Source organism: Paenibacillus thiaminolyticus (assembly GCF_003591545.1).
Classification (GTDB): domain Bacteria; phylum Bacillota; class Bacilli; order Paenibacillales; family Paenibacillaceae; genus Paenibacillus_B; species Paenibacillus_B thiaminolyticus_A.
In genome coordinates, this window is the sequence record NZ_QYZD01000001.1 from 435,405 (window position 1) to 447,543 (window position 12,139).

General features: G+C 53.4%; 11 protein-coding genes and 1 pseudogene. 4 read left to right on the forward strand and 8 right to left on the reverse strand.

Annotated elements, in window-relative coordinates:
• Positions 1–14: 14 nt before the first annotated feature.
• From DQX05_RS02135 to DQX05_RS02145, 3 genes are all read right to left on the reverse strand, one after another.
• Positions 15–1,172, reverse strand: coding sequence for an efflux RND transporter periplasmic adaptor subunit (locus tag DQX05_RS02135; protein ID WP_119790446.1), 1,158 nt, complete (start codon positions 1,170–1,172; stop codon positions 15–17).
• An 80-nt stretch (positions 1,173–1,252) separates the two neighbouring features.
• Complete coding sequence (locus tag DQX05_RS02140; protein ID WP_119790448.1) at positions 1,253–2,155, reverse strand: carbohydrate ABC transporter permease; 903 nt, start codon at positions 2,153–2,155, stop codon at positions 1,253–1,255.
• A 33-nt stretch (positions 2,156–2,188) separates the two neighbouring features.
• A complete protein-coding gene (locus DQX05_RS02145) occupies positions 2,189–3,058 on the reverse strand; it encodes a carbohydrate ABC transporter permease (protein ID WP_182914584.1) in 870 nt (289 codons plus the stop codon).
• A gap of 212 nt (positions 3,059–3,270) precedes the next feature.
• Here DQX05_RS02145 and DQX05_RS02150 point away from each other — a divergent pair, with 212 nt between their 5' ends.
• Together DQX05_RS02150 and DQX05_RS02155 are read left to right on the forward strand one after the other, a co-directional pair.
• The gene (locus tag DQX05_RS02150; RefSeq protein WP_119790450.1) at positions 3,271–3,936 is read left to right on the forward strand and encodes a response regulator transcription factor; all 666 of its coding nucleotides are present in this window, start codon (positions 3,271–3,273) and stop codon (positions 3,934–3,936) included.
• A complete protein-coding gene (locus tag DQX05_RS02155) occupies positions 3,933–5,501 on the forward strand; it encodes a sensor histidine kinase (protein ID WP_119790452.1) in 1,569 nt (522 codons plus the stop codon). Before DQX05_RS02150 ends, DQX05_RS02155 begins: the two co-directional genes overlap by 4 nt.
• Before the next feature lie 109 nt (positions 5,502–5,610).
• Here the strand turns inward: DQX05_RS02155 and DQX05_RS02160 are convergent, their stop codons facing one another.
• The 4 genes from DQX05_RS02160 to DQX05_RS02175 form a co-directional block, all read right to left on the reverse strand.
• A complete protein-coding gene (locus DQX05_RS02160; protein WP_119790454.1) occupies positions 5,611–5,952 on the reverse strand; it encodes a c-type cytochrome in 342 nt (113 codons plus the stop codon).
• A 117-nt stretch (positions 5,953–6,069) separates the two neighbouring features.
• Positions 6,070–6,546: a chromate efflux transcriptional regulator ChrS gene (locus tag DQX05_RS02165; RefSeq protein WP_006678024.1), complete on the reverse strand. Its 477-nt coding sequence runs from the start codon at positions 6,544–6,546 to the stop codon at positions 6,070–6,072.
• 21 nt (positions 6,547–6,567) lie between these two features.
• Entirely contained in the window at positions 6,568–6,942 is a 375-nt protein-coding gene (locus tag DQX05_RS02170; RefSeq protein WP_119790456.1) for a DUF1634 domain-containing protein, read from the reverse strand.
• Entirely contained in the window at positions 6,939–7,757 is an 819-nt protein-coding gene (locus tag DQX05_RS02175; RefSeq protein WP_206108728.1) for a sulfite exporter TauE/SafE family protein, read from the reverse strand. Before DQX05_RS02175 ends, DQX05_RS02170 begins: the two co-directional genes overlap by 4 nt.
• A gap of 339 nt (positions 7,758–8,096) precedes the next feature.
• Here DQX05_RS02175 and mutY point away from each other — a divergent pair, with 339 nt between their 5' ends.
• On the forward strand, positions 8,097–9,212 hold the full coding sequence (gene mutY, locus DQX05_RS02180) for an A/G-specific adenine glycosylase (protein WP_119790457.1): 1,116 nt from the start codon (positions 8,097–8,099) through the stop codon (positions 9,210–9,212).
• Between the two features lie 111 nt (positions 9,213–9,323).
• The gene (def, locus tag DQX05_RS02185) at positions 9,324–9,842 is read left to right on the forward strand and encodes a peptide deformylase (protein WP_119790459.1); all 519 of its coding nucleotides are present in this window, start codon (positions 9,324–9,326) and stop codon (positions 9,840–9,842) included.
• A 1,336-nt stretch (positions 9,843–11,178) separates the two neighbouring features.
• On the opposite strand, the pseudogene DQX05_RS33380 reads toward def, so the two are convergent.
• Positions 11,179–11,680 (reverse strand): annotated as a pseudogene (locus tag DQX05_RS33380) (transposase); the annotation flags it as partial.
• Positions 11,681–12,139 lie beyond the last annotated feature (459 nt).

The window sequence follows — 12,139 nt, forward strand, 5'->3', positions numbered from 1 at the left end:
TCCTTACTGCCATGCTACTTGACGCGGACTCGGTTGCCTTCCTTCAGGGGCTCGCTCGTCTCGATAATAATGTTATCTTTGGAGGTAAGGCCCTGGACAAGCGATTGCTCTCCCGAACCGGCCAGCACGTTGACGGTTGCCTTGTAGACGATGTACTCATTGCCGAAGGCGCCGAGTGTCTCCTTAACGAGGAATAGATAGGTTCCGTCCATGTCCTGCTTCAGCCACTTCGACTGAATCAGGAAGCCTGTTTGCTCCGATTTCTTTTCGATCGAGATCTTGGCTCTCATGCCGGATTCCAGCTTGATGCCTTCCGCCGCTGCTGGAATCCGAATCGTGACGGTAGCGGCGGATCCGGCCGCAGACTCACCGGTGCTATTATCGCTGCTCGGAACGCTTGTCCCCGTAGAGGGTGCTTGCGAGTCCCCGATATCAATCGAATGAATGGCGCCGTTGAGGCGGTGGCCGGTTTTTCCTGTGAGTTGCACATCAACGGACTCTCCTTCCTCCAGCCACTTTGCTTCGTGCTCCGGCAGCGTGAAGGAAAACTCATATCCGTCTTTCTCTCTCAATAGAGAGGCAATCGTCTGACCGGGGGACGGCGCATCCTCAACCGAGGCTTTCACTTCGGTGATAATGCCGTCGAAAGGTGCCCGTTCGTATCTTTGATTAGTTAAATCTTCTCTCAGATCGGCGAGCTTTTGGCTTTGAATCTGTTGGTCGATGCGATCCAGTTCAATCGCCCTCTCTGCTTCGCGGATCTGTAACTCATCTCCCGCGATACGGGCCTGAATGAATTGTTCTTTCAACTTGTCGGAGCTGATTTTACTCTTCTGCAGTTGGGCTTCTGCCTCTCTGATTTGGCGCTCCAGCGTCCCGTTATTATACTCTGCGATAATATCTCCCTTTTTGACCCGTGATCCCTCCTTTACGGCGAGGCGAGCGAGCTCCAGGCCCTTTTCGTTTTTCACTTCGATCTGGTCTGCGGGGCGCAATTTGCCTTCTCCCTCAATCGTCATCTTCAATTGGCCCGTCTCCGGGGCGGTCGTCACGACAGCGGGGAGCGTGAAGCTCTGAATAGTATTGCTGAACAGTGTCAGCAAGACGAGGGATATGACAAATGCGATGAGCAAAATCCGCCGCATGCGGCCCTCAACTGCTCTGCTATCCAACGGCGGTCCCTCCTCGGTAAGGTAATTGTTTGAATTTGCGGTCCGGCATGCTGCAAGATGTCAGATTCCCGCCGGCTGCATCAACCCTTTATTCCCGATAGTTGCACCCCTTTGATGAAGTAAGGCTCCGCATTCAGGAACAAGAGAATCATCGGCGCCATATAGATAACCGAAGAGGCGTAGGCGATGCCGATATAGTCGCCTCGCAGTCGGGACAAGTAGACGGAAAGCGGCTGCTTGATCGTGTCATGCAAAAAAATGAGCGGCTGCTCGACCATATTCCAGTAATCGACGAATAAAAGCAGCACGAGCGCCGCCGCTCCCGGCTTGATCATCGGAAGAAGGATCGACGTAAAGATGCGGAGATGCCCGGCTCCGTCCATTTTGCCTGCTTCGATATAGGCGTACGGAATATTCATCAGGAACTGCCTCATCAGAAAGACCCCGAATGCGGCGAAGATTCCTGGCCCAATGATGGAGGCCGGGGTGTTAATCCATCCTAGCCAATCGGCCACGATATAGTTCGGAACCATCGTCACCTGGAACGGCATCAGCATCGTGAGCAAATAGACGTAGAATAGCGCATCCCGCCCGCGGAAGCGCAGCTTCGTGAAGGCATACGCCGCCAGGCTGGCCACAACGGCTTGTCCGAGAATCATCGGCACGACCAGGAAGACTGAATTCCAGAACATGCGCAGAAATTGCGGAGTGCCGATGAGAATCGTCTTGAATTGCTCCAGGGAGACCGTGTCCGGGATCCATTTCAGATTGACGAAGGTATCGGCGTCCAATTTTCCGAGAGCCGCGTTATTCTGCTGGATCTCCTGTTCGGTCATGATAGAGTTGACGGCTGTCAAGAGGACAGGCATCAGGAACAGGCTGGCGAAGAGCGCCAGAATGACGGTGTTCGCCAAGGTGCTTATCCGAAAGCCCCTTCTTTCCGACCGGGCGGCGTCACCGGGTCGCACATTGCCTTGACTCATGCTTCTCACCTCCTTTACATGATTCTCCCTTCTTCAATCCATGAAGCCGCGGAACCATTTTTCTCCCCGGAACAGCGCGGCGACGATGATCCAGATGGCGGCAACCATCAGTATCGCTGCAGAGGTCAGCTTCTGAATGTCCAGCGCAGAGAACATATTGTTCATGTAATGCTGCAGCATATAGATGCTGTCATGCGGATAATCGCCTGAGAGCAAGTAAGTTTCACGGAATACTTTGAATGATTGCATGATCGACATGATGACCACGAAAAGCATTGTGGGCACCAGATAGACCAATGTAATCGAAAACTGGCGCATTCTGGACGCGCCCTCCAGGCGGGCGACTTCATAGTAATCTCCGGGAATCTGCTGCAAGCCGGCGAGGAACAGGATAACATTGTAACCTACATTTTTCCAAATATAGAGGAACAACACGACTGCCCTGGCCCAGGCCGAATTGAGCCAATCCACGCGATCCATACCGCATAGCTCCAGCAGATGATTGAGTCCCCCGTTCCAGTCGAATAAGGTCTGCCAGACGAGAACAACCGATGCGACCGGCACGACGAGCGGCATGACGTACGCCATACGCAGCCAACTGCGGAAGTATACTTGCCGGTTCAGCGCCGCAGCGATCAGCAGCGAGCAGACAATCATAACGGGAACGCTGACGGACGTGAACCAGAGCGTATTCCATGTTGCTTTTCGGAACGATTCGCTGCGCAACAGGTCCGCATAATTGGCTAGGCCGACGAAGTGACCTGCCTGCGATCCGTCTTGGAATGAGTAGACCGCTCCGATTGCAAAAGGGATGATATAGAAGAGCGAAAAGCCGATCAGGCTGGGCGCCAAAAAAACAAATGCGACGGCAGCATCGCTGCGCAGCTTGTGTTGCAATCTCATATCCCTTCCTCCATAATGATTGGTGAATTCTAGTGCGCAGATTATAGCTTACTTCTCCTTTGTGTCATTCGTGTGACATATGTGCTGTGAGTGCTGGACCTCTATCGTGAGGCAGAGATGCGAGCGAGTCCGCGGAGCGCTTGACCGACAAGGGGAAGCGGGGCAGGATAACGTCCCTGAAGCAGATGGTTGGAAGGAGATAATAATCAAGGATGATTCATACAATACTCGTTGTTGATGATGAGCCGCTGATGCGTGAATTGATTTCCGATTTTTTGGAAGACGAAGGATATGATGTGCTTCAAGCCGGGGGAGGAGAAGAGGCGGTCAACTTGATAGACAGCCAGCCGATAGATCTGGTCGTCCTCGATGTGATGATGCCGGGGAAGGATGGATTTGAAGTCTGCGAGGAGATTCGAGCTCAATCCGATGCGATTATCGTCATGCTGACGGCGAAGGCGGAAGAAGAGGATGAGTTGACGGGCTATAGTTACGGCGCCGATGACTATGTGACGAAGCCGTTCAGTCTGAAGGTGCTATCGGCCAAGATCCGCGTGCTCCTGAACCGCTGGAAAAACGAAGAGGCGGAAGGGCTGAGCGGCAACGACCGATTGGTCATTGACGCTACGGCGCGCGAGGTGCGCAAGGATGGAATCGCGCTACCATTGACCTCAAAAGAATTTGAGCTGCTTCGTTGCCTCGCCGATCATTCCAATCAAGTGTTGACCCGCGATATCATTCTCGATCGGGTATGGGGGATGGATTATTTTGGAGACGTACGCACGGTAGACACGCACATCAAGCGGCTGCGCCGCAAGCTGGGCGATGAAGCCGGGCGCATCGTCACCGTGAGAGGAAACGGGTATAAATACCGATGAAAAAGCGTATACGGGGTTGGAGCCTGGCGAAAAAAGTATACTGGGTTACGGCCATCGGCTTCCTGGCGTTCACTGCGCTGTTCATGGTTTTGCAATTGGTCTTCTTCGAAGACTATTCGCTGAAGGTGCGGGCGGCCAAGTTGGAGAAGGACTTTCGCGGCATGTACGAGGAAATTCGAGAAATGAAGTCCGATAGCGAGTGGCTAGAGCGGATGGCCAAGTTCGATCAGGAGCACTATTCCCAGACTGTCATCGAAAGGAAGGAGGGCAGGGCAGTGAATCTGGAGCGGATGGCCGAGTTCGATCGGGAGCACGATTCCGGGACTGTTATTGCAAGGAAGGAGGGCAGGATAGCGGAGCTTCTGAGCAATTGGCCCGACGAAGGGACTCCGACGTATCTAAATTGCATTACTCCAAGCCTGAACAAATTGAAGGATATGCAGGGGCGGGACGGAACTGCTGTTGTGTTCGGCGAAGGCGACGGGAAGTGCTGGGCTGCCTTGGCGCCAATCTCGGAGGAAGGAGAAAGACAGGAGTATATATATACGTTTTCATCGCCGCAGCCCGTGTCCGATGCCGCTTCCTTGCTGGGCGGGTTCTACCGCTATTTTTTCCTTGCGGCGGTTATTCCGCTGCTCGGCTTTGCTTTTCTGTTCACGCGCATGATCTCCCGGCCGCTCGTCAAGCTGAACGAGATGGCGAAGCGGCTGGCGCGGCTCGATTTCTCCGTGCGCACCGAGATGAAGCGCGACGATGAGATCGGGGAGCTGGCTGCCACCTTTGATTATTTGGCCACCGAGCTGAACGGCACGATGGGCGAGTTGCAGACTGCCAACGAACAGTTGCAGCGCGATATCGAGAAGGAGAAGCGGCTGGAGCTGCTGCGGAAGCGGTTCGTCGCCAACGTGTCTCACGAGCTGAAGACGCCGGTCAGCCTGATTCAAGGGTACGCGGAAGCGCTCCGCGACAATGTGGGCCAAGGAGCGAAGCGGGACAAGTACGCCTCGGTCATCGTGAATGAAGCGGAGCGGATGTCCCGCCTTGTGAAGGATCTGCTGGACCTGTCCCAACTGGAGAGCGGGCACTTCGATCTCCGGTGGAGCAACGTTCCGCTTCACTCCACGCTGGCGTACGTGATGCAATCGGTGGAATCGCTTGCTCCGGGCCGGCACTTGCGATTGGACTGGCTGTCGGAGGAGGAGGTTATGGTGCGGTCCGATCCGCAGCGGCTGGAACAAATCGTCACGAATGTGTTGACGAATGCGATTCGCCATACCCCGGAGGGAGGGCAGATCGACATTCGGGTGCAATGCGGCGATGACCCCGGATTCGTCCGGATTGACGTCCAGAATGAAGGCCAGCCGATCGCGGAAGAGCATCTTCCCCACGTGTGGGATGCATTTTATCGCGCGGATGCATCAGGCAGCCGCCTGGGGGGCGGCAATGGCATCGGCCTGTCGATTGTCAAGCATCTGCTCGACCGGCATCAGAGCCGGTATTCTATTGCCAATATCGATGGCGGCGTTATGCTGACCTTTACTTTGCCGGTCACGCCAACATCGTGATACCCATCAATACAAAACGCAGACAGGAGCGTACTCCTACGCTTCCGTCTGCGTTCTGCCTGTCCGGCCCGGCAGCCGTTCCTCGAGCCGTGCCCCAAGCCATGTCTCGCTACTTTTTGCCGGCCAGCCACTCGGCGACCTTGTCAATGTCCTCCGGATCGATGTTGCGCTGCGCAGGCATGCGGTTGCCACCGTTATTGATCATATTCACGATGTCTTCCTTCGACAGCCGTTCCCCGACCTTTTGCAGGTTCGATTCCGGGCCCATCAAGCCTTGCAGTGCATCGCCGTGACATTGCATGCAGCGCTGCTTGTAGACGGCGACGGCTTCCTCCGGCCCTTCCAGCGTAGAGGCGGATGACGATCCGCCGCAAGCGGCAAGCAGCGTGCTGATTCCGAGCAGCAGCGCTCCGCATGCCGCGGCGCGCGCCGATAATTTGCGTGTACGCATGGACTCCTTCCTTTCCCGTACTTTCCGAATTGTCTATGATCTTGTACTCAGTATAGGAAAGGAATTCCTCTAAAAGCAAGCTTTCCGCCACAATGTTGCAGAAGGTTCACAACTGGTCTACAGCTTCATGCCCATCCGGCTCTTGTACCGCTTGATCAAAATTTGCGTCTCCACGCTCATAATGCCGGGAAGGGGGTACAGCTTCTCTTGCAGAAATTGCTCCATCTCCCGGTTCGAGGCGAACAGTCCATGCATATGCAGCTTGCTCGGGCCCGTCATATGATACAGGCTCGTCACACAGGGCTCATTCGCTAATTGCTCTGCGACCTTCATTAGGTATTGGGGCTCCACCTCGACATTAAAAAAAGCCGAAACCCGGATGCCCAATTTTTCCGGATTGATGACGATCGTGAATTTTTCCAATAAACCGTCTTCCATCATCGCCTGTACCCGGGCCTGTACGGCCACACGGGACAGGTTGACCTTCTTGGCCAGATCGGTATACGAGATCCGGCTATTGCTGTGCAGCGCCGATAAAATCATCTTATCAATCTCATCGAGTGATGAAGCGGGGATATCGTCGAAGGAGAACATGCGAACACCTCCTCAAGTTCGTTAGCCTGCTCTGCCTATCGCCAGACTTATCATCAGAATGACGAAGACGAGCGATGTGATAGCGACGTACATATAGTCTTTCTCTTTGGCAAAGACGAAAATCGAAATAAAAACCCGCACGACCGGGGTCATGATGAGAAGCAGCAAGCCGCCCATCATAATCGCGTAGGCTTTGCCGGCGGCGATGCCTTGTATCATCGTCGTGACGGTGGTCGGATATTCGCTCTCTGGATAACCACTCACTCCCGTAATTAGGAACAGAATGAGTCCGGTCACGATGACGGCCGCGCTCGTCAGGACGCCGATTCGCAAAAACGAACTGACTGCGGCCTCGACATCAAGCATTTCCTTCTCTTTATCCTTCGGTTCGTTCATCCTTTACCACCTAACCCTTGTATAATCATTTGGATGGCGACATAGGCCAGTATCGGTACGAACAGCTTGCGAATCGTCTTATTTTTCAAGCGCTGCATAATGCGTGTGCCCAGGGTGGCTCCAATCAAGACGCCGAGGGCGACCGGAGCGGAGATGACGGGATCGATGTCGCCCCGGAACAGGTAGACGCCGGCACTGGCCGCCGCCGTTACCCCCATCATCAGATTGCTGGTTGCGCTGGATACTTTGAGCGGCAGCTTCATGAACAGATCCATAGCCATAACCTTGAAGCTTCCGCTGCCGATGCCGAGCAGGCCCGAGATGACGCCTGCGCCGTACATGACGCCGAAGCCGCCGTAAGGGTTGGCCACCTGATAATGCACTTCCTGCTGAATCGCCTTGTCATAATAATGGCTGTGCAGATTCAGCTTCGTCGCCAACGGATGGGGTTCGACTTCGGCCGGCAGGTCGGACTTGCCCTTCTTCAGCATGGCCAAGGCAGAGTACAGCAGCAGCAAGCCGAAGATGACATAGAGCCAGTCAGGCGCGATAATCGCCCCCAAAAAAGCACCGGTAATGGCGCCCACCGTCGTCGCAATTTCAAGGAACATGCCGACGCGGAGATTCGTAATCCGGTCTTTGATATAAGCGATGGCGGAGCCGCTGGACGTTGCGATGACGGAGATAATGCTGGCTCCGATGGCATGATTAATATCGACGCCGAACAGCAGCGTCAATGCGGGAGTGACAATAATGCCGCCGCCCAGCCCAAGCACGGATCCGACGATTCCGGCGAAGACGGAAATCAGCAGCATTTCAAAAGCAAAGAGAGTCACGAACGCATCTCCTTTCCAAGATAGTATAAACGGGGACCAAGGAGAATTATTTTGTCGGAAAAACAACAGTATTCCATCGTTGCGAAATAAAAACTCCATGGTTATATTACGATGTGTATAAATATATCACATAATTATTTCGTTTTGTTGGTGATTAGAGAAAAATACTTTCTATTTTGTGAGAGAGTTGCTCGCCAGCCTACCAGGATGCAGCAAAAAAGCGGGGGAAGGGATTGAACAAATGCGTAAGGTTGTTTATCGTTAAGATCGTTAAAAAGTAAGATCCTTAATTTTAACAAACGAGAACGGGAGGCCGTCATGAACGAACAAAAGCGTTATTTCAGCCGGGAGCTGCTGAGTTGGTACCGTGCGAACCGGCGGGATCTGCCTTGGCGGCGCCATTCGAATCCGTATTATACATGGGTATCGGAAATTATGCTCCAGCAGACTCGCGTCGAGACCGTCAAGCCTTACTTCGAGCGATTCATCGCTCTTTTCCCGACGGTCGAGGCGCTGGCCGAAGCACCGGAAGAAGAGGTGCTGAAGGCATGGGAAGGGCTCGGCTACTATTCGCGAGCCCGGAATCTTCAATCTGCCGCGCGTGAAGTCAAGGAGCAATACGGCGGCAGCATCCCGGACGACAAGGCCAAGGTCTCGGCCTTGAAGGGTATCGGGCCGTATACCACGGGCGCGATTATGAGCATCGCGTTCAACCGGCCCGAGCCGGCCGTCGATGGCAATGTCATGCGGGTGCTGTCGCGCTACTTCCGCCTGCATGACGACATCGCCAAGGCCGGCACTCGCGCGCATATGGAGCATCTGGCCCAGGAATTGATTCCGGAGGGCTGTGCCTCGGAATTCAACCAGGCGCTGATGGAGCTGGGCGCGCTCGTCTGCACGCCCAAATCCCCGGCGTGCCTGCCATGCCCGGTCATGGAGCATTGTGCCGGGCGGATTGCCGGCGAGGAGCTGATGCTGCCGGTAAAGACGAAGGCGAAGCCGCCGAAGCCGGAGCTTCGCTATGCAGCCATCGTGGAAGGCGCAGGGGAGCATGCGGGCAAGGTGCTTGTGCGCCAGCGCCCGGACACCGGACTGTTGGCGCGCATGTGGGAGCTGCCCCATTTGCTGGCGCCGAAGACGGGAGGACTGCTCGACTTGCGCGAGGAAGAAGCGATGGAGGCGCTGCGGCACGGGATGCAGTCGGAGGGCGTACGGCTAAGGCCGCTCGGGCATTGGACCGATGCCGAGCATACGTTCAGCCACATCCACTGGCAGATGCGCGTGTACCGCTGCGTAATCGAGGAGGCGCCAGACGCGATTACCGGCGGCAAATATGCCTGGATCGGGCCTGAAGAGATGGAGCGGCGGGCGTTCCCGAACTTATTTTTGCGACTATTGCATGCATATTTCGCCGAGCGAGGGCAGAACGGATAGCATTTTTATTTCTGAAGCGAACCTATGATATAATAGACACCATTACGAAAAGGCAGGCCGACGGTAGACGTCATCCTGCCTTTTCGATTTCAAATGAGGGTGAGTGTGTTCATGGCTCAACGAGAAATCCTTCCTTTTGGAGATCCGATACTACGCAAAATATGCCGTCCAGTTACCGAGGTGAACCGCCGGATTTTGGCGCTGCTGGATGATTTGAAAGATACCCTCTATGCCCGCCCTGGCCGGGCAGGCCTGGCCGCACCGCAAATCGGCGTGCTCCGGCGCGTGCTCGTCATGGACTGCGGCGATGGACTGATCGAATTGATTAACCCGCAGCTCCTGGAGGCCGAGGGGGAAGAAGATGGGATGGAAGGGTGCCTATCCTATCCCGGATATTACGGCCGCGTAAAGCGATATCAGTACGTCAAAATCAGCAGCATGGATCGCAACGGAGAGACATTCACGCTGGAGGGAGAAAACCTCCTTGCCCGCTGCATCCAGCATGAGATGGACCATCTGGACGGAAAGCTGTTCATTGACCATGTGACCGACAGCCATCTCGTCCACGAAGCCACCCACCAATATGTCTCACTACTCGACGTGATTCGTCTCTCGAACAGCCACCAATAGATATAAGCATATTTCAGAAGGAGGAGATCACCCGATTGAACAGATTGGGCATATTAAGCAGAGAAATCAGAAATTCAGATCGAGCAGACTAACCAAGGAAAGCAGAGTAGGCAGAGCAACCAAAGTAAGCAAAGTAGACAAGGAAAACAGGGTAGGCAGAGCAACCAAAGTGACCAAAGCATCCAAAGCAACCAAAGAAAGCTCAGGAAGCAAAGAAATCAGATTGAGCAGAGCCAGCGGGCACGCAGGGAAGTAGGGTGAGTTGAGTTGAGGAGTATTGTGGTATCTGGATGTTTTTGTTTAAGGGCACCGTACAGAATAGTAGGGTTTAGAGCTCTTTTGGTCATTATCCCATCCAATCAGAAAAAAGGGGTACAGTTGCGGCAGCGAAGTTCTTGCTACTTCACAATGAGCACCAACTGAAAAAGTTTTTCGGAGAACTGCAGCATCGATCTTACCGGGCCTAGTCTATTCGCAGTCATTACCGTACATCGCATCACCGGGCAGGCGTGTTCCCATAGAAAAAACTGCCTTCGTTTTTTAGCTGAAGCGCATCATTTATCACCCAAAACAGATCAAGAGGCCAAATCCAAAGAAGAAGTAAACGCAACGGCAGAGCGATCGTTGATGGAACCTCTAAAGGTGAAGCTCCGCCCACTTGAATGCTGTGAGACTAGCCTTGGGGATTGAATACCCGTAGGCAGCGCATCGACGCTCGCAAGGCGAGGGCCGCGTTAAGGGCATGCAGAAAATACATGCAGATGGGCATCCGAACGAATGGCCTATTGTCGGCGTGCAATAGAAGGACGTTACATCTATGTGCATCGTTTCATGACATCAACAACTGCCTATGCAGCGGAAATTACATAAGAGGTGTTCGAGCCACGCGCATCACGGAAAGACAAGCATGAACGCAATAAATTGCTCCACGATGCTGTTCCATCGGCTGCTGCATTATGGCGGAAACAGAACTCATCCAAGTACAGTTGGAGGTGAGTTGATCCAATGCCGTGAAACGTATTATTCATCCATTGCCAGGCGCGCTTAAATGTCTGATACAGGTAGCCCTTGCGCCGGACGTGGAAGTAATAACGAGTAATGGAGACGCTAGAATCGCAATGGGCATGCAGCTTGGCGAATTCATCGCAGCCTGTGCGCAAGAGCGATTTGCCGGAGCAATGCATCCGGTCAACGATCTTCATCTTGATCCTCTGGGTATGAATGCCTTGTTCGTTCATTTCGCTAACAGAATGTGAATGGGCGGAATCGGAGTTCGCGAAATGGGAGTTGGCGGAATCGGAGTTGGTGGAATCAAAATTGGCGGACTCCGCACTGCCGGAATCAGCTACAATGATCGGGCTCTCGCGCTCATGGAGAAGGATAGGCGAATAAAAGGGACGACCATAGAAAGCTACGATGCCACGCACCTCTCCCTCCAGTGGCAGAGCAGTGTCGGCACGGCTAATGGCCGTTCGAATCTTATGGAGCATTGACCATGCCGTCTTATAAGTTACTTGAATGAGGGAACGAAGTTGAACCGCATTGAAAGTTAGGTCGGTACGAGAGACGAGCCAGATTGCCGTAAGCCACTTCCACAGCGCCGTACGGCTTCCCTCCATTATCGTTCCTGCTATAAGGGAAGTCTGATGACGGCACGCGCGGCAATCATACAGAGGCAGCCGACGAGTCTTGATGACATAAGCCTCGCCATGATGGCAACGCGGGCATACAAATCCAGAAGGCCACTTCATATGGAACAAGAAAGAATTGATCTCGGCTTCGTTATGTAACAATTGAAGTAGTTCTTCCACGCTATGAATCGACTCCCAGACGCTCATACCGTTTCCCTCCTCAAAAAATGCGGGAACATATATTCTTACACCATTATACCGAACTAACGTTCTTGTTTCAAGTGATTATTTGAAAATTAATCCAATTATTTGGCCGTTATCGTCTCCGCTCTTTACCTCGCTATCTGAAGGACTTTAAACCCCTGATACTCTTTTTTCCGAAGCTGTGTTAGAAGCCATGTTAAAAAACGTAAGGTGCGACGTTTCATCGATAATAAGCATCTTTTTTGAAATGAATGCCTATCTATTCCCTTTGCGTCACTATCCCATTGAATCAGCTTGAGTGGAGGGGATAATGGACAAAAGGACCTAAATAGAGCCACGGCTTGATTCGACAAGAAGGAACATTTGGGCAAAGCAAAAAGGAAAGGGGAGGGAAAGTACAGGGAAAGAGGCGATGCTAATAGATGGTAATGTGAGGTCACTAGTGAAGTCGGACGTGGTCAG

Excerpts from the sequence above, each read along its gene's own strand:
- DQX05_RS02175 (WP_206108728.1), bottom strand. The coding sequence starts at position 7,757 with ATGCTGCTGATTTCCGTCTTCGCCGGAATCGTCGGATCCGTGCTTGGG.
- mutY (WP_119790457.1), top strand. The coding sequence starts at position 8,097 with ATGAACGAACAAAAGCGTTATTTCAGCCGGGAGCTGCTGAGTTGGTAC.
- DQX05_RS02140 (WP_119790448.1), bottom strand. The coding sequence starts at position 2,155 with ATGAGTCAAGGCAATGTGCGACCCGGTGACGCCGCCCGGTCGGAAAGA.
- DQX05_RS02145 (WP_182914584.1), bottom strand. The coding sequence starts at position 3,058 with ATGAGATTGCAACACAAGCTGCGCAGCGATGCTGCCGTCGCATTTGTT.
- def (WP_119790459.1), top strand. The coding sequence starts at position 9,324 with ATGGCTCAACGAGAAATCCTTCCTTTTGGAGATCCGATACTACGCAAA.
- DQX05_RS02150 (WP_119790450.1), top strand. The coding sequence starts at position 3,271 with ATGATTCATACAATACTCGTTGTTGATGATGAGCCGCTGATGCGTGAA.
- DQX05_RS02160 (WP_119790454.1), bottom strand. The coding sequence starts at position 5,952 with ATGCGTACACGCAAATTATCGGCGCGCGCCGCGGCATGCGGAGCGCTG.
- DQX05_RS02165 (WP_006678024.1), bottom strand. The coding sequence starts at position 6,546 with ATGTTCTCCTTCGACGATATCCCCGCTTCATCACTCGATGAGATTGAT.
- DQX05_RS02155 (WP_119790452.1), top strand. The coding sequence starts at position 3,933 with ATGAAAAAGCGTATACGGGGTTGGAGCCTGGCGAAAAAAGTATACTGG.
- DQX05_RS02170 (WP_119790456.1), bottom strand. The coding sequence starts at position 6,942 with ATGAACGAACCGAAGGATAAAGAGAAGGAAATGCTTGATGTCGAGGCC.